Here is a 19549-nt window from a genome sequence, read left to right on the forward strand (position 1 = left end):
AACACTACACCTTCGAACGTACGCTTGTATGTCCAGTGCCGCCGATCCGGCTCCTCAGCGCGCGCAGTGCGCAACCAGTTTGCCCACGGTAATGACGGCCTGCTCGATCTCGCTCGACCATGGGCTGCTGTAATTGAGGCGGATGAAATTGCGGTAGCTGTCGGAGATCGAAAACATGTAGCCCGGGCCGATCGTAATGCCGCGCTCGAGCGCCATCTGGTAGAGCTTCATCGAGTCGACCTTCGCCGGCAGCTCCACCCACAGCACGTAGCCGCCCGCCGGGTTCGACATGCGCGTGCCGGCGGGGAAAAACCGCGCGACCATCGACTTCATCAGATTGGCCTGCTGCGCATAGTTCTTGCGCACGCGGCGCAGATGATGCTCGTAGCCGTCGCGTTCGAGAAACTCCGCGATGGCCAGTTGCGGAATCACCGAGGTCGTCAGCGTATTCAGAAACTTCAGCTTCTCGACCTCGTCGCGATAGCGGCCAGGCAAGGCCCAGCCGATGCGATACGCGGCGGTAAGGCTTTTCGAAAACGAGCCGCAATGCAACACGATGCCCTTCTTGTCATACGATTTCAACGTGGTCGGGTGTGAGGCGCCGAAATACAGTTCGTTATAGACGCCATTTTCGATGACGGGAATCTGTGCGTTGCCGAGCAGCTCGACGAGCTCGCGCTTGCGAGCGTCGGGCATTTGAAAGCCCAGTGGATTCTGGAAATTCGGCATCACCATGCAGGCCGCAATGGGCTGCGATTCGATGATCTTCGCGAGCGCGTCGATTTCGATACCGTGCTCGGGATGCGTCGCCACCTCGATGGCCTTCATGCCCGAGCGCTCGATGGCGTGCAGCATGGCGTAGAACGTCGGCGACTCGACGGCGATCACGTCCCCAGGCTTCGCGATCGCTTGCAGGCACAGGTTGATCGCCTCCGTGGCGCCCACGGTCACGATGATCTCGTTCGGGTCCACGGCCATGCCGTTTTCGAGGTAGCGCCGCGCAATCTGGCGCACGAGGTCCGGGCAGCCCGGCGGCAGCGCATTGGTAATGCCCCAGAGCGCCTTGTTGCGCCCGGCGGCCGACGCATAGCGATTGAGCTTCTCGAACGGAAACAGCGTCGGGTCGGGGTACGGCGAGCCGAGCGGCACGGCGTCGTCGGCGCCAATCGAGCGCAACGTCGAAAGCACGAGGCGGCTCACGTCGACGCTGGCCGATACGGCAATGGGCTGCGTCGGGCGCAATTCGCCGGCGGGCCTGTTGCCTTCGGCCATTCGCAGACTCACGAAAAAGCCCGATTGCGGACGGCTTTCCAGCACGCCACGGCTTTCCAGCAGCAAATACGCGCGTATCACGGTGGTGATGCTGAGGCGGTGCTGCTGGCTCGCCTGCCGAACCGATGGAACACGGTCGCCGGGCCGATAGACGCCTTTGCGGATCAGCGATTCAATGTCGTCCGCGAGCTTCTCATAGAGTTTCACCGCGCCCTCCCCCTTGCTCGCTTTTTTACTTTTGTCGAAAACAGCACAGCCATTCAAGTGTACTGCGGCGCGCCGAACTGTACTCTAAAAAGTCCGGCCATTCTGTGCGTCATGGAGCGGGATCGCAACTTTTATTCTTGCCTCTACGAACTGCACAGCAACGTGCCATCCGCCCCGAAGGCGAAGGCACTCGCAGCGTCTACGGAGCAAGCGCGATGGACAAGGCAATGCGAAAGGGAGCAAGCGCGGTGTATCGGCACCGCGCTGCCAGGTGGGCAAGCAATCTACTGAATCTATGTGTTCGTGCCGCTCAACTGTGCATGCTTCGCCGCGGCCGCCTCGACCACGCGATGGACGTCGGGGTAGGTCTCGCCGGTGAGCGATTGATACTGCTTCAGTTCGCCAACGGCTTGCGCGAACGCGCTGCCGCCAATGCACGCCTTCAGCGTTGCGGCCTGTGCGAGAGCGGGATAGCGGCCTTCGGCCTCTTCGAGAAATCCCTGCATCGCGTCATGCAGGTCGTCGAAATTTTGCGCGCGCTGGATACTGTCGACTCGATCTTCAGTGCTCACGCTGCACCTCCCTGGAACGTGCGTCTTGATGTGATACACGATAAGCGAAACGCGAATTGCCCTGCGCAATTCCAATTCCCAATACTTAATATCGGATCAATAGATTCTCGCATCGGCCCGATATCTAGTATCGGATCGACAGATGTTCACATTGGCTTGATCCACTCATAGAATTTACCTGTCCAATTGTCCCTTTTTGCGGTTCGCATGGGCCCGTTTCAGACCGACCCAGATGCATTCCACCGGCCGCCACAGTCCGTTTCAATTCCTTTGTAGCCGACCTTTGAGGCTGCACGCGAGAGACCTACTCTACGTAAGGCCGAGCGTTGCAAAGACCGGTGCAAGACCACCGTACGGTTGTATCTGCGCGAAACGTTCACGTTTCTGATGTTGACCAGCGAGGCGTCGGTGCCGGTCGCGCTTTCGGCTACTGCGCCGAAGGACGCGTCGAAGGCGGCAAGCCGACGCCACCCATTGCAGGACGAAACTCTCCACGGTTAGAGGTGACACGATCATGCCCACACTCTGCGATATCTGCCATGCCCGTCCCGCCGTTGCGCGCGTCGTCGTGACCGAGGACGGCGAGCGCAAGTCGCTGTCGATTTGCGACTACCACTATCGGCAGCTGATGCGCCACCAAAGCATGCTCAATCCGTTCGATTCGCTGCTGGGCGGCGGAGGCGGCCTCTCGCACTTGCTGGGCGGGCTCGGCGACGAGGCGGGTCTGTCCGCGAGCGTGCCGCGCGACTCGGTCGACGTGACCGACGCGTTCAGCGAGCAAACCATGGAGCTGCTCCAGCGCGCGGCGGAGAAGGCGCACGAACTGCACCGCACGGAGCTCGATACCGAGCATGTCCTCTATGTGCTTGCCGACACGGACGTTTGCGCGACCTTGCTCAAGGAGCTCAAGCTCTCGCCGCAGGACATCAAGAGCTATATCGACGAGCACGCGAAGCACGGCACCGCGAGCGACGACGACGAAGACGTGCAGATGACCGTCTCGCCGCGCCTGAAGAAGGCGTTCCAGTACGCGTTCCAGGCATCGCGCGAGCTCGGGCATTCCTATGTCGGTCCCGAACATCTGTTGATTGGCCTCGCCTCGGTACCCGAGAGCCTCGCGGGCACCCTGCTCAAGAAGTATGGCGTGACGCCCGAAGCGTTGCGGCAAAAGGTGGTGAAGGTCGTTGGCAAGGGCGCCGAGGATGGCCGTGTCGAAGCCTCGACCGGCACGCCGAATCTCGACAAGTTCGGCCGCGACCTCACCGCTATGGCGCGCCAGGGCAAGCTCGATCCGGTGCTGGGCCGCGCCCAGGAAATCGAAAGCACCATCGAGGTGCTCGCGCGCCGCAAGAAGAACAATCCGGTGCTGATTGGCGAGCCGGGTGTGGGCAAGACCGCCATCGTCGAAGGCCTCGCGCAGCGTATCGTGAACGGCGACGTCCCAGAGGTGCTGCGCGGCAAGCGGCTCGTCGAAGTCAACATCAACTCGATGGTCGCGGGCGCGAAGTATCGCGGCGAGTTCGAGGAGCGCGCCAAGCAGCTGATCGACGAGGTCACGGCCAAGCAGGACGAGCTGATCCTCTTCATCGACGAATTGCATACGATCGTGGGCGCGGGGCAAGGCGGCGGCGAAGGCGGCCTCGATATCGCGAACGTGCTCAAGCCCGCGCTCGCGCGCGGCGAGCTGAGCCTGATTGGCGCGACCACGCTCAACGAGTATCAGAAGTACATCGAAAAGGACGCGGCGCTCGAGCGGCGCTTCCAGCCCGTGCTCGTGCCCGAGCCGAGCGTGGAGCAGACCATCGTGATCCTGCGCGGCCTGCGCGACAAGCTCGAGGCGCACCATCAGGTCACTTTCTCCGACGAGGCTTTCGTGGCCGCCGCGGAGCTTGCGGACCGCTACATCACCTCGCGCTTCCTGCCGGACAAGGCTATCGATCTGATCGATCAGGCGGCGGCGCGCGTGCGCATCGGCGCGACGTCGCGGCCAGCGGACATTCAGGAGCTCGAAGCGGAAGTGGCCCAGCTCAAGCGCGAACAGGATTACGCGTCCTCGCGCAAGCGCTACGACCAGGCGAAGGCGTTCGAAGAGCGCATCAGCGAAAAGCAGAAGCAGCTCGACGAGCAAATGGAAGCGTGGCAGCGCAAGACCGGCACGGAAACGCTCGAAGTCACAGTGGCCTCGGTGGCCGAGGTGGTTTCGCGTCTCACGGGCATTCCGGTTGCCGAGCTTACGCAGGAAGAGCGCCAGAAGCTCCTGAAAATGGAGGACAAGCTGCGCGAGCGCGTAGTGGGCCAGGACGATGCCGTGGTCGCAGTGAGCGACGCCGTGCGCCTCTCGCGCGCGGGCCTCGGCCAGGAGCACCGGCCGATTGCCACGTTTCTGTTCCTCGGGCCCACGGGTGTGGGCAAGACCGAGCTTGCGAAGGCGCTTGCGGAAAGCGTGTTCGGCGACGAGCAGGCCATTATCCGCATCGACATGAGCGAGTACATGGAGCGCCACGCGGTCGCGCGCCTGATTGGCGCGCCGCCCGGATATGTCGGCTACGACGAAGGCGGCCAGCTCACCGAGCGCGTGCGCCGCCGCCCCTATAGCGTGATCCTGCTCGACGAAATCGAGAAGGCGCACCCGGACGTCTACAACGTGCTGCTGCAGGTGTTCGACGATGGCCGCCTCACCGACGGCAAGGGCCGCGTGGTGGACTTCAGCAACACGGTGATCATCGCCACGAGCAATCTGGGCGCGCCGATCATCATGGACAACCTCGAGCAGCCTGAAGCGGACCGCAAGTCCGACAAGGCAATCCGCGAGGAAATGATGAAGGTGCTCAAGGGCCACTTCCGCCCCGAGTTCCTCAATCGCATCGACGAAATCATCATCTTCAACGCGCTCTCGAAGGACAACATCCGCGCGGTCGTGCAGATCCAGCTCGACCGGGTGGTCCGCACGGCGGCAGCCCAGGACATCACGCTGAAGATCGGCGATTCCCTTGTCGATCACATGGTCGAGGTCGGTTACCAGCCCGAATTCGGCGCGCGCGAATTGAAGCGCAAGATCCGCCAGGAAGTGGAAACGCGTCTCGCGAAGGAAATTCTTGGCGATGCGCTCAAGCCCGGCGACAGCGTGGAGATCGACTACGACAAGGAGAGCGGCGAGGTCAAGTTCAACAAGACGGCCTCTGCATCCGATTCGGATGCCGAAGCAAAAACCACCATGGCGCCGAACGGTGAAGATGCCACGAAGGACGCCGAAGACGCGGCGTCCGCGAAGGGCACCGCAGCCGGAAAGGGGCGCAAGAAGCGCAGCGCGCGCGAGTCCGGCGCGAGCGCCGAGTAATTCATTAGAGCCAGAGCGGCGCCCTGCTATTGGCGTACCTCGAACCGTTACGGAGTTTCCTATGACCAAGCAACGCGAAGTGCCAGGCATCCACCCCTACGACGGCCCCGCCGGCGGCTGGGGAGCGCTTCGGGCGACCGCTCAGGCTATCCAGCAACAAATGCAGAGCGTCGAGGCTCCCATTGTCTTGCTGCGCACGAACCAGCCCGACGGGTTCGATTGCCCCGGATGCGCATGGCCCGACAAGGAGCACCGCTCGACGTTCCAGTTCTGCGAGAACGGCGCCAAGGCCGTTACGTGGGAGGCCACGACCAAGCGCGTGCCGCCCGAGTTCTTCGCGGCCAACACGGTCGCGTCGCTCTTGCAGAAGACCGACTACGAGCTCGAAGACATGGGCCGGCTCACGCATCCGCTCGTCTACGACCGGGCGACCGACACATTCCGCGCCGTCGACTGGGAAGACGCGTTTGCGCGCATCGGCGAGATTCTGCGCTCGCTTGCGCCCGACCAGGTCGAGTTCTATACGTCCGGGCGCGCCTCGAATGAAGCCGCGTACCTGTATCAATTGTTCGCCCGCGAATACGGCACCAACAATTTCCCCGATTGCTCGAACATGTGCCACGAGCCCACCAGCGTGGGCCTGCCGCAGTCGATCGGCATCGGCAAGGGCACGGTTTCGCTCGAAGACTTCGACTCGGCCGAGCTCATCATCTCCATCGGCCACAACCCGGGCACGAACCATCCGCGCATGATGGGGACGCTGCATGAAGCGTCGCGGCGCGGCGTGCCCATCATCGTCTTCAACCCGCTGCGCGAGCGTGCGCTCGAACGGTTTGCCGACCCGCAGAGCATGTTCGAGATGGCGACCTTCAGTTCGACCCGCATCGCCTCGACGTACTTCCAGGTCGACGCCGGCGGCGACGCGGCAGCGCTCAAGGGCATCATGAAGGCGCTTCTCGCGATGGAGGCCGAAGAAGGCAACGTGCTTGACAAGGACTTCATTGCTGCGCATACCGAAGGATTCGACGCCTTCGCTGCGGATCTCGAGGCAACCTCGTGGGACGACATCGAAAAGGCCAGCGGCCTCACGCAGCCGGATCTTGAGCATGTCGCGCTCGCCTACGCGAAGTCGAACGCGACGATCGTCACCTACGGCATGGGCATCACGCAGCACAACAAGGGCACCGCGAACGTGCGGCTGATTGCCGACCTGCTGCTCATGCGCGGCAACTTCGGCAAGCCCGGCGCGGGTATTTGCCCGCTGCGCGGCCACTCCAACGTGCAGGGCAACCGCACGGTGGGCATCACCGAAAAGCCATCGCAGGCATTCCTGAAGCTGATTGAAAACGCGTGCGGCTTCACGCCCCCGTCCGAACACGGGCACGACGCGGTCCAGGCCATGCAGGCGATGATCGACGGAAAGGCGAAGGCGCTGATCTGCCTCGGCGGCAACTTCGCGGTCGCGTTGCCCGATTCTGAGCAGTCCTTCCCCGCCATGGCCAAGCTCGACCTGGGCGTGCATATCGGCACCAAGCTCAACCGCACGCACCTGCTGGTTTCGAAGGAAACCTATATTTTCCCCTGCCTCGGCCGCACGGAACTCGACATGCAAACGGGCGGCAGGCAGTCGATCACGGTAGAGGACTCGATGTCCATGGTCCACGCGTCGGCCGGCAAGCTCACGCCCGCCTCCGAGCACCTGCGCTCCGAGCCCGCGATCGTGGCCGGCATGGCGCGCGCCGCGCTCCCGAACACCAAGGTGTCCTGGATGGAGCTCATCTCCGACTATGACAAGATCCGCGACCTGATCGAGCAGACCGTGCCGGGCTTCGAAGACTTCAACGCGCGCATTCGCGTGCCAGGCGGATTCCGCCTGCCGCTGCCGCCCACCGAGCGCCAATGGCACACGCCGTCGGGCAAGGCCATGTTCTCGGTCTACGGCGGCGTGAAGGAAGACGCCGACGTGTTCGGGGCGGAGAACGTGCTGCGGCTCATCACGATCCGCAGCCACGACCAGTACAACACCACGATCTATGCGATGGACGACCGTTATCGCGGCGTCTTCGGGCGACGCGACGTGCTCTTCATGAGCGACGAGGACATGGCCGCTCTCGGCATCGAGCACGGTGACCTGGTCGATATCGAAACGCTCACGCCCGGACGAACGCTGCGCCTGCCGAACATCACGGCCATCCGCTACAGCATCGCGAAGGGATCGGTGGCGGCGTACTACCCGGAGGCAAACGTGCTCGTGCCGCTCGACTTCATCGACAAGGAAAGCGGCACGCCCTCGTACAAGTCCGTGCCCGTGCGCGTCGTGCGCGCGGCCACCTGAGCGCGCATCAGGCAGGCACTACGCAGCCATTCCGCAGGCACTGCGCGTTCCCGGCCGTCCGGCCGGGCCATGCTTCACCCGGCCGGACCTGCTCTTCTGCACGCAAATGCAGTCGTTACCTGGAGCTTTGACCCATCATGCAAATCTTCGACGCATTTCATCTCGCCAGGCTGCAATTTGCGTTCACAGTCTCGTTTCATATCGTCTTTCCGGCGATCAGCATCGGCATGGCGAGTTTTCTGGCCGTGCTCGAATGGCGCCTGCTGCTGACCGGCGACGCGGCCTACAAGGACATGTACCGCTTCTGGTCCAAAATTTTCGCCGTGGGCTTCGGCATGGGCGTGGTTTCGGGCGTCGTCATGGCCTACGAATTCGGCACGAACTGGAGCGGCTTTTCCACGGTTGCCGGCAATATCACCGGGCCGCTCTTGACCTATGAAGTGTTGACGGCCTTCTTCCTCGAAGCGGGCTTTCTCGGCGTCATGCTGTTCGGCTGGAACCGCGTGAGCCCCAAGGCGCACTTCTTCGCGACGCTGATGGTGGCGATCGGCACGCTAATCTCGACGTTCTGGATTCTCTCGTCCAACAGCTTCATGCAGACGCCCCAAGGCTATGCGATCGAGAACGGCCGCATCGTGCCGGTGGACTGGTTCAAGGTGATCTTCAACCCGTCGTTTCCGTTTCGCCTTGCGCACATGACGATTGCCGCGTTCATCGTGGCAGCCTTCATCGTCGCGGCGTGCGGCGCCTGGCATCTGCTGCACGGGCGGCGCGACGTGCCGGTCAAGCGCAGCTTTTCGATGGCCCTCTGGATCCTGCTGGTGCTCGCGCCAGTGCAGATCGTGGTGGGCGATGCGCACGGCCTGAACACGCGTGAATATCAGCCCGCCAAGATTGCGGCGATCGAGGGGCTCTGGGAGACCGAGCATGGCGGCACCTCGCTCAATCTCGTCGGCCTGCCCGACATGAACGCGGAAGTCACGCGCTACGCCATCAAAATTCCGCATCTGGGCAGCCTGATTCTCACGCATAGCTGGGACGGCGAGATTCGCGGCCTCAAGGAATTTCCGCCGCAGGACCGCCCGTATTCGCCCATCGTGTTCTGGACTTTCCGCATCATGGCCGGGCTCGGCATGCTGATGCTGCTGGCCGCGCTCCTTGGACTGTTGCTGCGCCTGCGCGGGCGCCTCTATGAAACGCGCTGGTACCAGTGGTTCATTTTCTGCATGGGCCCATCCGGCATTCTCGCGCTGCTGGCCGGCTGGATCACGACCGAGGTGGGACGCCAGCCCTGGACCGTGTACGGCGTCATGCGCACTGCGGATTCGATGTCGCCAGTCGGCGCGCAGCAGGTTGGCGTTTCGCTGCTGATTCTCGTGATCGTGTATTTCCTCGTGTTCGGCACGGGCGTCTACTACATGTTGAAGATGATGAACAAAGGGCCGGCGGAAGGCATCGAAAGCCGCGAATCGCTGAAGTATCCTGGATTGCATAACCGTGCGCTGGACGCCGTGGTAGGAGAGTGACGCCATGCAAATCGACCTTCCTGTTATCTGGGCCGCCATCATCGGACTCGGGGTCTTCATCTACGTGATGCTCGACGGCTTCGATCTCGGCATTGGCCTGCTGTTTCCGTTCTTCGAAGGCAAAGGCGAGCGCGAGGTGATGCTCAACACCGTAGCTCCCGTCTGGGACGGCAATGAGACGTTTCTCGTGCTGGGCGGCGCGGGGCTCTATGGCGCCTTTCCGGTGGTCTATTCCACGCTGCTGCCGGCCAACTACATGCCGCTCATGCTCATGGTCGTGGGCCTGATCTTCCGCGGCGCCGCGTTCGAACTGCGCGCCAAGGCCACCCGCACGCAGCACGCCTGGGACCTCGCGTTCATCGGCGGATCGGCGCTCGCGGCCATGTGCCAGGGCATCGTGCTGGGCTCGCTGCTGCAAGGCATCAAGATCGTCGACGACAAGTTCGCGGGCGACCCGTTCGACTGGTTCTCGCCATTCAGCGTGTTTTGCGGATTCGGTGTCCTGATCACCTATGCGGCGCTCGGCTGCGGCTGGCTCATTCTCAAGACTGACGGCGAATTGCAGCGCAAGATGCGCCAGTTGATGCGTCCGCTCGCCGCCGTGCTGCTGGGCGCCATTGTCGTGGTGAGCCTGTGGACGGTGCTGGGCTTGCCGGCGGTCGAAGCCCGCTGGTTCGCGAGCGGCAATCTCGGCTGGTTCCTGCCCGTGCCCATTCTCGTGCTCGTGTGCGTCGTGAGCATCTTCCGCTCGGTGCGGCTCCAGCACGAAGCCATGCCCTTCCTGCTCACGCTCGCGATCTGCTTTCTCGGCTATACCGGGCTCGTCATCAGCATCTGGCCGTATATCGTCCCGCCGTCGCTCACGATATGGCAGGCCTCGTCGAGCCATTCGAGCCAGCTCTTCGCGCTCGTGGGCACGGTCATCGTGCTGCCGATCATTCTTGTCTACAACGCCATGCAGTACCGCGTGTTCCGCGGCAAGGTCCGGGAAGGAGACACGGGCTACCACTGATATCGGGAGATCCGTGGCGCGCCGCAGGGCACGCCATTCCCATCGCCTCTTCACTCCACAACGGGCACTGAATGAAGTGCCCGGGCGGCACTGCCGCCATTCGATACATGCAAAGAGCACATCATGATTGTGAGGCCAAGGGAGAACTGGTTCCGGCTGCTGTTCATATGGAACGGCTCGGTGCTGCAGTCGATCATCCCGCAACTGATCTTCATGGCGGTCGTGAGCAGCCTCGCCGTTTTTACGCACGGGCGCGTATTCGGCGAGAAGATCCCGCTGAACACGGCCCCCTTCACGCTATTCGGCGTGGCGCTCGCGATCTTCCTCGCGTTTCGCAACAACGCCAGCTATGAGCGATTCAACGAGGCGCGCCACTTGTGGGGCAGCCTGCTGAACGCCGCGCGCGCGCTCACCTCGCAAATGCTTTGCTATACCCCGGAGCGCACCGATACCCTGCGCATCGCGCAGCAACTGATTGGGTTCGTCTACGCGCTCAAGCATGAACTGCGCGGCACCGACCCCACGCCGGACTTCGCGCGCCTGCTTGGAAGCGAGCAAGCACAACGGCTGCGCGACCAGATCTACAAGCCCATTGCGATTCTCAACGAGATCCGCGAGGAACTGGCCAGCCCGCAGCAGCGCTGCCATACGTCCGATACGAAGCTCTGGATGTTCGATGCGCAGCTCAACGAACTGGGCAAGATCGTTGGCGGCTGTGAGCGCATTGCCTCCACGCCCATACCGTTTGCCTACAACGTGCTGCTGCACCGGACCGTGTACGCCTATTGCGTGTTGCTGCCGTTCGGGCTCGTCGATTCGACGGAGTTCTTCACACCCCTGCTGTGCGTGTTCATCTCCTATACGCTGATCGCGCTCGAAGCCATCGCCAGCGAAGTGGCCGACCCGTTCAGTACCGCGCCGAATGCACTGGCGCTCGACGCCATGTCGCGCAATATCGAACGCACCGTGCTCGAACTGTGCGGGTGCCCGGTGCCCGAGCCGGTCAAGCCCATACGCCCGTATCAACTCACTTGAGCGTGCATGGCACGACTCATCCGGCACGACCCCTCTGTACTTTTTGTGAATGGTTCACTCACTTTATTTTTGCCCGCCCGCATCGATTGCCCGCCCCGATAGCCAGACCACGCCTTACGGATTGACGGGAAGCCAGACCAACACCGCGATTTCAGGAGCGCAACCGTGAATCTTCTGGAAGCGATGCGTATTTATGTCCGCGCCGTCGAACGAGGCAGCATCTCCAGCGCGGCGCGGGATCTGAATATCGGCCAGCCGGCCGCTAGCGAGCGAATCGAGCGTCTGGAAAAGTATCTCGGATGCCGCCTCCTGCTTCGCAATGCGCGTACGTTCAAGTGCACGCCCGAGGGCGAGATTTTCTACGAACGCAGCAAGAAGATTCTTGCAGCGGCCGAACAGGCCATTGCGGAAGTCTCGAGCGATGGCCATATTCTCAAGGGCGCGATTCGCATTGGCGCGCCGCATTGCTTTGGCGAAGCGATCTTGCCGGACGCATTGAGGTTCGTGCGCGAGGCGTATCCGCAGTTGAATATCGACCTCGCGTTGAGCGACAAGATCGTCGATCTCGTCACCGAGGGCATCGACATTTCGTTTCGTCAGGGGCAAGTGGGCGAAGGCGCGTTCTTTGCGTTCCGGCTGGGCCAGGTGGAGCGTGTCCTGGTGGCCTCGCCAGACTATCTTTCGCAGCACGAACCGATTGCCGATCCAGCGGATCTGATCAAGCATCCGTTCATCCGCCTCAAAGGCATGTTTGGCGCGGATCAATTGCCGCTCGTGGATGCCTCGAGCACCCAGGAAAGCGTCGCTATTCGTAGCGCCATTACCACCAATCACTGGAAGGCGATGTACCGGATGATTTGCGAGGGCCTGGGGATTGGCGTGGTGGAGTCGTTTGCGGGCGCTGAAGCGCTCGCCAGTGGGCGGCTGGTCGAATTGCTGCCGCAGTACGGCGTGCCGGCGCAGGAGCTGCACGTGCTGACGCGCGCCCAGAGGCCGGTGCCCGCGCGCGTGCGAATGGTCGTCAACATCATGAAGAAATGCGTGCCTGAGTTGATGGCGACGCTGGGCTCCGAAGACACCGCACCGGGGGAACCGCCCTCCTTCGAGGCACGTGATATGCGGCGATCGTGAGGACTCGCCGCTGCTCTTGCTGCGCGTGCGGCGCGTGCGCAAGCGTCACTGGTCGGCGTTCTTGTCGTTCAACCACCGGGTGAGCAATTTCCCGGCTGCCTCGCGGCCACCGAGGCCGAACGCGAGCGCGACCGCAACGGCGATGGCGCCCAGCACCAGTCCGAAGGCCAGTTGCACGATTTCATTGGCAATGCCCATCGCGCGCAGCCCCATCGCGAACACGAGGCCCAGAATGGCGAATTGGGCGATTCGCGCAAACAGCACGCTATGGTTGCTTTCGGCCTGTTGAATGACGCGCCGCGCGAGGTCTGCGAGCCAGTATCCGATCACGAGGATCACGGCGCCCACCAGCACGTGGCCGCCGAATTCGATGAACAGGGTAACCACGTCGCGCACCTGGGTGAAGCCGAGCCGGTTGGCCGCCTCCACCACGGCGAACAGCATCGCGAAGAACACGATGAGCCGCGCGGCGAGCTCGGAAGGCAGCAACATGCCGGTGAACACGCCGCCCACGCCGAGGATGCCGGGCAAGCCGTCCGCGCCGGCCGAAACCAGCAGGCTGCGGATGAGCGAACCCACGAATCGCGCCACGTAATACGTAATGAGCACAATGATGATGGCCGCGACGATATTGGGCACCGCGTCGAGGAACTGGCCCAGCATATCGGTCGCCGGCCGCGAGATGGCGTCGATGTGCAGCGCGTCGAGCGCGGCAATCAAGGTGGGAATGAACACGAAGAGATAGACCAGCGTGCCCACGAGCTTCGAGAGCTTGACTGCGGTTGGGCTGCCGACCTCTTTGGGCAGGCGGTCCGCACCGGCCGCGGCGAGCAGATTGGTGACGAGGCCGCGCAGCACCCGCGCGACGATCCAGCCAACAAAGCCAATAACGGCGGCCGCGAACAGGTTCGGCACGATCGCGAGCAGCTTGTCGACCATGCCCTGCACGGGCGCGAGCAGGCCCGAAAGCGCGAACGCGGACAAGATGGCCGGGAGGAACAACAAGATGACCAGCCAGAAGAGCAGATCGCTCAAATAGCTGCTCGCGGGCTTCATGCCCGCACTCGAAGCGAGACAGTCGTCGAGCTTCATGGCCTTCAGCGCGCGCGCCACGACACTGCGCAAGACCAGCGCAATCAGCCATGCGACGAGCGTCAGCGCCGCACCCGCAATGAGGTTGGGCAGGTAGCCCACGATTTGACCGAGCAATTGCGAGAACGGACTCGAGACGTCGGTCAGGTCGAGCACGTTGAATATGCCGACTGCCGTGACGAGCAGGATGAGCCAGAATAATCCGCTCGCGATGAGCTGCTCGACGAACGCACCCTGCCCGGCATTTTCCGCAATGCGCTCGTCGACCTTCAAGGCGGAAAGGAGTCTGCGCACACCGGCACGCGCGAGCGAAGCCACGATCCAGCCGACGATCAGAATGCCGATGGCCGCCGCCACCCGAGGCAAGTATCCCCCCAGCGAAGTCTGCAGCGAAGCAAGGAAATTGGATGAGTCCATTTTTTTTCTCGACACAGGTTAGGGTCTGGTCACCACACTTCGCGAAACTGCACGCAAAGCATCTGCAATACAGGAACCTTGCGCTTTCGAAATCAGCCGATATTAGCTATTGGACGCCACGCCTTTCGCCCCACGGGGCCAGTGGGTAATATGCCTGCCGGTACGTCGCCGCGGCGCTTGCTGCGCTGTTGCTCCGCAAGCGTCCGGTTGGTTCGACGTCCACAAATGTAGGCCCTCGTTATCCCCAAAGTGCCCCTTTGGGGATTTTTTCGGGCTTTCACATGGATGTAACGGGATTCAACGCCGAGGCCAGCACGACCCAGCCTGCGTTTGCCGACATGAGCTTTCTGGAAAGCGGCCGGTAGACCCGGTCGCCGCGCCGGATGCTGGCGCCCGTCAACGCGCACACGCCGCCCTTTCTCGCGATGCACAGCCGCCATGGCTGCTCGGAGCATCGCCCGCTGGTGGAATCGCTCCATGACACCGATACCAGGTTATCGGACCACGTTTCCACGACAGCCAGATGGGCGCGCAGGGCCGGGGTGGCCTGAACCGCCTCCTGCTTCAGGCTCGACCGGGTATGGCTGGATTGACTGCACGAATCGTCGTTTCGCTTGCCGCGCGAGGCTGATCCTCCGCCTAGCAGGCCGAGCGTATGCTCCCACGCATCGACGGCACCGAGTTCTCGCATCTTCTGCCTCCGCTTGGTTACGTTCGCGTGCACGCGCTCAAGGAGTCGCCCGGCCTTTCCGATCCTTGCGATCCTTGATTCGTGTTCCAGAATGCCTTACGGAATGCTTAAATCTTACGATTGACTCACGGGAGAACGAACCCCGTTTATCGCATGCTAGCACCTAAGATGGGGAAATGTTCGCCTTCGACCCGATACTTTGAATCGGAAAAAATTGCGTCACGGCGACGGGTTCGATTGACTAGTATTACCGTGAATGAGGTGAAGCTCACGGATGGGTCCATCATGGCAAACAATCTGATTGTCGCCGTCTTCAATACATTAGGTACAGCCGAGAAGGCATGTCAAGATTTCAAGGACTTTGCCGAGAAGGACGAGGGCTTTACGATCCACAGTGGTGCCGTCGTGGGGAAGGATGATTCAGGAGCGCTGACAATTTTCGACCGGCAAACGCGCTCATACTGGGGCACGGTGATAGGCGCGCTCTCGGGCACCTTGATCGGCATGCTCGGAGGGCCTGTTGGATCTATTTTGGGCTTTACGGCGGGCGCGAGCGCGGGACTCGCCGGCCACGCGCTGCATACGCTGCTCGATAGCGAGTTCGTTAAGGCCGTCTCGGCGAAACTCACGCCGGGCACCGCTGCTGTCATTCTCGAGGCCGACGAGGCCTCTCCTTTCGCTGTCGACAATGTCGTCAATGGCTATGGGGGTAGCGTGCATAGAAAGGCGTTTCCCGAGTGAGGGGACAACGCCGGGATCAACCGTGGCGTCAATTGCGGGTCAAGCCGCGCCTCATTCAGATTGCATTGAGGGGGTAAATTGACTTGCGCGCCTTTTTTCTTGAGCTTGCCCGTATCGAGCACGAATGGCTCCTGTTTTTTTGTGGTCAATTAGGGTTTGCGCGTTTCCTTGTTTTCATGTAGGTATATTAGTGTTGCCCCTGTGCGGGGCGGCACCTACTTTTCTTTGCAGCCGCAAAGAAAAGTAGGCAAAAGAAAGCGGCTCAATCCGCCAGTGTGACGCCGTCCCCCACTGCCCTCTAATCGGAGCGGCTCCGGGGCATCCGTCACCTCGCACACTCCGCGTTAGTGACAAAGGATTCATTCTTCCCGCTGCGCGCTACGCGCGGGCGGAAGGGTCTGCAAGGAAAACCGGACGTGCTGCCCGGCGAATGGCGGGAGTGCTGTCGGGTGAATACGCCGGAGTCCTACGAAAACGCGTGCGTCCCATTGGTTTTGGCTATGCCCCACGGCGCGCGCAGCGCCGCCGGATGGATGAGCCCTTTGTCACTCTGGCGGACGGCGCGTGGCGACAGACGCCCCGGAGCCACTCCGATTAAAGGTTAGTGGTCCACTGCGTCACACTGGCGGTTTGAGCGGCTTTCTTTTGCCTACTTTTCTTTGCCGCTGCAAAGAAAAGTAGGTGCCGCCCCGCACAGGGGTAACACTAATAGACCTACATGAAATCAAGGAAAGGCCAACACCACAAAAAAAACCCCCACCCAATTCACTCAACACTCCCCCCAAACAGCATCCTCATCCAGCGGATAAACAGGCCGCGCAAGCCGCACATATCTAAACAACCCATAGTCCGACCCCGTGACACCCCGGCTATCACATTCAACAAGCGCCGCGGCAATCGGTACAAACACCGGCCTGCAATACATCCGCGACTTCAGCAACAGGAAGCGCGCACGCCGCGGATCAACACCCACACTCTCGAACACCCCCAGATCCCACGGTTCATGCGTGCGCTCGGTCACAACAAGCGTAGCCGCACCGATATCGAGCACCGCCGCGCGCCCCATATGAGCGCGCTGCCCAGTATAGGTCGGGCCGGTGATCACGTATTCACCATCGGTAATAGCGCGCACGACACCCGTGGCCATGAACGGCGCGCGCGGCGCACCCCCCTCACGCGCAAGCTTGTTACCCACACCAAGCGTCACCCGCGCGCCCACGCCCGCTTCGATCAACGCGGCCACCGCCTCGGGATCGCACAGCGGGCCACTCACCATGCCCGTGAGCCCCTGCGCGAGCGCCGCCTCGAGCAAATCCATCGTGTCGCAAGTGCCGCCCGACATGCAGTTGTCGCCGTGATCGAGCAACAGCACGGGCTTGCGCGCACCCTGCATTGCCTGGATGTCCTTCGCAACCTGCGCCGCACGCGCAACCGATTCCTCGAGCGGCGGGCTGCGATAAACGAACTCGCCGCGCTCTTCCCAGATCTGCCGCGCGATGCGCTCGGCCGTCGCTTCGGCCGCGGCGGCATCGCCGTCCCCCACGACCACCACGCTGATGCACGGTGCGGGTATATCCGCGAGCGAGAACCCCGCAAGCACCGAAACAGCCAGCATGCCCTGCGCCTCGGCCTCGCGCGCGGCCTCGACGGCGCGGCGCATCGGCCCATCGGCATCCGAGCTGCGCAGCGTGGACGTGAGCAGCGGCGGCCGCCGCCACGCGAGCACCGGGCGTGCCCGCCCCGCAATGCGCGCGAGCAGGAGGCGCGCGGCGTGCTCGCCGGCCTCGTACATGTCCACGTGCGGGTAAGTCTTGAAGCTCACGATCACGTCCGCGTTGTCGATCATCTTCTGCGTGACGTTGCCGTGCAGATCGAGCGCAACCGCAATCGGCGCATCGGGCAGCGCGGCGCGCACGCGTTCGAGCAAATCGCCTTCGCCGTCCGGCGTTTGCTCTGCGACCATTGCGCCGTGCAGGTCGAGCATGACGGCATCGCAGCCCGGCGCGGCGGCGAGGATCGCGTCGCAGATCGCATCGTACGCGGCGGCGGCCACCGGGCCGCTCGGATTCGCCGCAGCGGACACGGGCGTCACGATTTGCGCGCCCTCGCGCTCGGCCGCGTCGATGAACGCCGACATGGCCGTGCGCATGCCCTTGCTCTCGCGATACGCGTCCTCGCCCCATGCGGGGCCGTTGGCGCCGAACGCGGCCAGCGGCGTAGCAACCGGCGAGAACGTATTGGTCTCGTGATTCATGCGCGCGATGAGGATCTTCATGCCACGTCCTTCGCGGGAGCACGCGCCGCAGCGCCGAGTATCGATTCCTGAACTTGCATCGATGAGTTTCCTTGCATGTGTCGTGATTTGAGCACGGCGCTCAGACGACGCCGACGCCCAGATAGCGGTCCTTGACCGCGTGGTCGGCGGCAAACGCCGCATTGCTGCCTCCCCTGGCCGGCGCCCTCCTCGCCACGGCGTGGTTTGCCGGCATCGCGCCCGCCTCTGCCCAAATGGTCGTGCTCGCGCCACCCGCACCCATTTATGAAGCCGCACCGCCGCCGCGCGTCGGCTATGTCTGGGAACCCGGCTATTGGGGCTGGGATCAGGGCCACTACGTATGGGTGCGCGGACACTGGAGCGCCGTGGCGCGCGAGGCTGCAGTGCCGCCCCCGCCGCCCGCGCCCGTCGTTCAGGTGATGCGCCTCTCTGCGGACACCCTGTTCCCGTTCGATCGCGGCGCGGCGTCCGACGTGCTCCCGGGCGGCCGCGCCGATATTCGCGAGATCGCCACGAAACTGTCTGCGGCGCACTTCGGCCGCATTGAAGTGCGCGGCTATACGGACCGGCTGGGCTCGCCCTCGTACAACCTGGAATTGTCGCAGCGGCGCGCCGATGCCGTGAAGGCGCTACTCGTCGAACAAGGTCTTCCCGCCGAACGCATCGACGCGCGTGGACTCGGCGAGCAAGACCCGATCACGCAGTGCACCGACAATCAGTCGCGCGAGAGCCTCGTGGCCTGCCTGCAACCGGACCGCCGTGTCGAGATCGTCACGCATGCGCGCACCGGCGACCGCTATGCCCTCCCGCCGTCGTCCGGTCCCGCGACGTGACGTGACGTGACGTGACTCAGAAAGCGTCATCCCGTGCGCGCTTCGCCTTTGCGCCACGCAAAGTTCTTCAGACGAAGCGCACCACGCAATTCAATCAGCACTCCTGCCTCTCTTGACCCGTGCGGGCAAATTCGCCGCACGGGGCCTCAATCCCGGTCCGGTGCGCCTAATGGAAATAGCGGCCTGTAGGGCCGCGCCTCTTCCACCGCGCGCGCAAACGACGGCCTCGCGAGCAGGCGTGCACGCCAGGCGCGTAACACGGGAAACGTCTCCGCTATGCGGTGTGTCCAGTCCGCATAGAAGAGCGAAGGCGCCGCCGCGCAGTCCGCCATCGAGAAGTCCGCGCCCGCTGCCCAGGTCCTGCCTGCGAGCTGCGTTTCGAGCCAGGCATAAGCGAGCTCGAGCTTTTCTTGCGCGAACGCGAGCCCGTCCGCGCGCCTCGCCGCGTCGCCCGACAAAGCGCCATCGACGGCACGCTGCACCGGCGTCATCACATGCAGGTCGAAGAAGCGGTCGAGAAACCGCACGTCGAGCGCGGCCATCGGGTCGGCGGGCAACAGACGCACCGGCCCCGGATGCGCGAACTGCAGGTATTCGATGATCACGCTCGTCTCGGCTAGATTGCGCTCCCCATCCACCAGCACCGGGAATTTGCGCAGCGGCCAGCGCTGCAGCCAGTCAGCCGTATGCGGCGAGTCGGGACCGATAGTGCGGAATTCGAACGGCGTGCCGTTCTCGTACAACGCGATGAGCACCTTCTGCGTATAGGAAGAAAAGGGATGACCGTAGAGCGCGAGCGACATCGTGAGACCTCCGGAAATAGGCCGGTTGCAAGTGTTGCAGGCGCAAGACTACCGCAATCCCTCAGGCACCGGACTGCCGCGCGGCAGCGTTAGCGCGTTTGAGGCGCAACGCGGGCGCCTCTATCCGTCGCCAGCTTGCAAGGGCAAGCGGTACGCAGATTGCCGTAACGCATACGAAAGCCGCCAGAGGCACGATTGAAGGCAGCCAGTGCGCGGTCAGTTGCATGATTTCGATGGGCGGCGAAGCCGTACGTTAGAGCTGTCTGCCGC

General features: G+C 62.9%; 14 protein-coding genes. 8 read left to right on the top strand and 6 right to left on the bottom strand.

From position 1 onward, the window contains the following. Positions 1-54: 54 nt before the first annotated feature. Together EYW47_RS19395 and EYW47_RS19400 are read right to left on the bottom strand one after the other, a co-directional pair. Entirely contained in the window at positions 55-1479 is a 1425-nt protein-coding gene (locus tag EYW47_RS19395; RefSeq protein ID WP_133196453.1) for an aminotransferase-like domain-containing protein, read from the bottom strand. 293 nt (positions 1480-1772) lie between these two features. Next, the gene (locus EYW47_RS19400; RefSeq protein ID WP_133196454.1) at positions 1773-2051 is read right to left on the bottom strand and encodes a hypothetical protein; all 279 of its coding nucleotides are present in this window, start codon (positions 2049-2051) and stop codon (positions 1773-1775) included. 514 nt (positions 2052-2565) lie between these two features. Between EYW47_RS19400 and EYW47_RS19405 the strand changes: the two genes are divergently transcribed. From EYW47_RS19405 to EYW47_RS19430, 6 genes are all read left to right on the top strand, one after another. Continuing rightward, positions 2566-5388 (top strand): ATP-dependent Clp protease ATP-binding subunit, encoded by a 2823-nt coding sequence (locus EYW47_RS19405; protein ID WP_133196455.1) that lies wholly within the window; start codon positions 2566-2568, stop codon positions 5386-5388. Between the two features lie 61 nt (positions 5389-5449). Then, positions 5450-7723 (top strand): FdhF/YdeP family oxidoreductase, encoded by a 2274-nt coding sequence (locus tag EYW47_RS19410; protein ID WP_133196456.1) that lies wholly within the window; start codon positions 5450-5452, stop codon positions 7721-7723. A gap of 137 nt (positions 7724-7860) precedes the next feature. Beyond that, positions 7861-9249: a cytochrome ubiquinol oxidase subunit I gene (locus EYW47_RS19415; protein WP_133196457.1), complete on the top strand. Its 1389-nt coding sequence runs from the start codon at positions 7861-7863 to the stop codon at positions 9247-9249. 4 nt (positions 9250-9253) lie between these two features. Further along, positions 9254-10261, top strand: coding sequence for a cytochrome d ubiquinol oxidase subunit II (cydB, locus tag EYW47_RS19420; protein WP_133196458.1), 1008 nt, complete (start codon positions 9254-9256; stop codon positions 10259-10261). 123 nt (positions 10262-10384) lie between these two features. Further along, positions 10385-11296, top strand: coding sequence for a bestrophin family protein (locus tag EYW47_RS19425; protein WP_133196459.1), 912 nt, complete (start codon positions 10385-10387; stop codon positions 11294-11296). A gap of 165 nt (positions 11297-11461) precedes the next feature. Beyond that, complete coding sequence (locus EYW47_RS19430; protein ID WP_133196460.1) at positions 11462-12427, top strand: LysR family transcriptional regulator; 966 nt, start codon at positions 11462-11464, stop codon at positions 12425-12427. A gap of 45 nt (positions 12428-12472) precedes the next feature. Here the strand turns inward: EYW47_RS19430 and EYW47_RS19435 are convergent, their stop codons facing one another. Further along, entirely contained in the window at positions 12473-13936 is a 1464-nt protein-coding gene (locus EYW47_RS19435) for a mechanosensitive ion channel (RefSeq protein WP_133196461.1), read from the bottom strand. Positions 13937-14213: 277 nt separating this feature from the next. Then, a complete protein-coding gene (locus EYW47_RS19440) occupies positions 14214-14627 on the bottom strand; it encodes a DUF3331 domain-containing protein (RefSeq protein ID WP_133196462.1) in 414 nt (137 codons plus the stop codon). A gap of 285 nt (positions 14628-14912) precedes the next feature. On the opposite strand from EYW47_RS19440, the gene EYW47_RS19445 reads away from it, so the two are divergent. Further along, the gene (locus EYW47_RS19445; RefSeq protein ID WP_133196463.1) at positions 14913-15368 is read left to right on the top strand and encodes a DUF1269 domain-containing protein; all 456 of its coding nucleotides are present in this window, start codon (positions 14913-14915) and stop codon (positions 15366-15368) included. A gap of 769 nt (positions 15369-16137) precedes the next feature. Here the strand turns inward: EYW47_RS19445 and EYW47_RS19450 are convergent. Next, positions 16138-17643, bottom strand: coding sequence for a M81 family metallopeptidase (locus tag EYW47_RS19450; RefSeq protein WP_133196464.1), 1506 nt, complete (start codon positions 17641-17643; stop codon positions 16138-16140). A gap of 161 nt (positions 17644-17804) precedes the next feature. Here EYW47_RS19450 and EYW47_RS19455 point away from each other — a divergent pair, with 161 nt between their 5' ends. Continuing rightward, positions 17805-18476: an OmpA family protein gene (locus tag EYW47_RS19455; RefSeq protein ID WP_205710107.1), complete on the top strand. Its 672-nt coding sequence runs from the start codon at positions 17805-17807 to the stop codon at positions 18474-18476. A 146-nt stretch (positions 18477-18622) separates the two neighbouring features. Here EYW47_RS19455 and EYW47_RS19460 read toward each other — a convergent pair whose 3' ends face one another. Next, positions 18623-19279, bottom strand: coding sequence for a glutathione S-transferase family protein (locus EYW47_RS19460; RefSeq protein WP_133196466.1), 657 nt, complete (start codon positions 19277-19279; stop codon positions 18623-18625). Between the last annotated feature and the right edge of the window lie 270 nt (positions 19280-19549).

It is taken from the genome of Paraburkholderia silviterrae, from assembly GCF_004353915.1.
Classification (GTDB): domain Bacteria; phylum Pseudomonadota; class Gammaproteobacteria; order Burkholderiales; family Burkholderiaceae; genus Paraburkholderia; species Paraburkholderia silviterrae.

Excerpts from the sequence above, each read along its gene's own strand:
- EYW47_RS19405 (WP_133196455.1), top strand. The coding sequence starts at position 2,566 with ATGCCCACACTCTGCGATATCTGCCATGCCCGTCCCGCCGTTGCGCGC.
- EYW47_RS19410 (WP_133196456.1), top strand. The coding sequence starts at position 5,450 with ATGACCAAGCAACGCGAAGTGCCAGGCATCCACCCCTACGACGGCCCC.
- EYW47_RS19460 (WP_133196466.1), bottom strand. The coding sequence starts at position 19,279 with ATGTCGCTCGCGCTCTACGGTCATCCCTTTTCTTCCTATACGCAGAAG.
- EYW47_RS19435 (WP_133196461.1), bottom strand. The coding sequence starts at position 13,936 with ATGGACTCATCCAATTTCCTTGCTTCGCTGCAGACTTCGCTGGGGGGA.
- EYW47_RS19415 (WP_133196457.1), top strand. The coding sequence starts at position 7,861 with ATGCAAATCTTCGACGCATTTCATCTCGCCAGGCTGCAATTTGCGTTC.
- EYW47_RS19450 (WP_133196464.1), bottom strand. The coding sequence starts at position 17,643 with ATGAAGATCCTCATCGCGCGCATGAATCACGAGACCAATACGTTCTCG.
- cydB (WP_133196458.1), top strand. The coding sequence starts at position 9,254 with ATGCAAATCGACCTTCCTGTTATCTGGGCCGCCATCATCGGACTCGGG.
- EYW47_RS19425 (WP_133196459.1), top strand. The coding sequence starts at position 10,385 with ATGATTGTGAGGCCAAGGGAGAACTGGTTCCGGCTGCTGTTCATATGG.
- EYW47_RS19445 (WP_133196463.1), top strand. The coding sequence starts at position 14,913 with ATGGCAAACAATCTGATTGTCGCCGTCTTCAATACATTAGGTACAGCC.
- EYW47_RS19440 (WP_133196462.1), bottom strand. The coding sequence starts at position 14,627 with ATGCGAGAACTCGGTGCCGTCGATGCGTGGGAGCATACGCTCGGCCTG.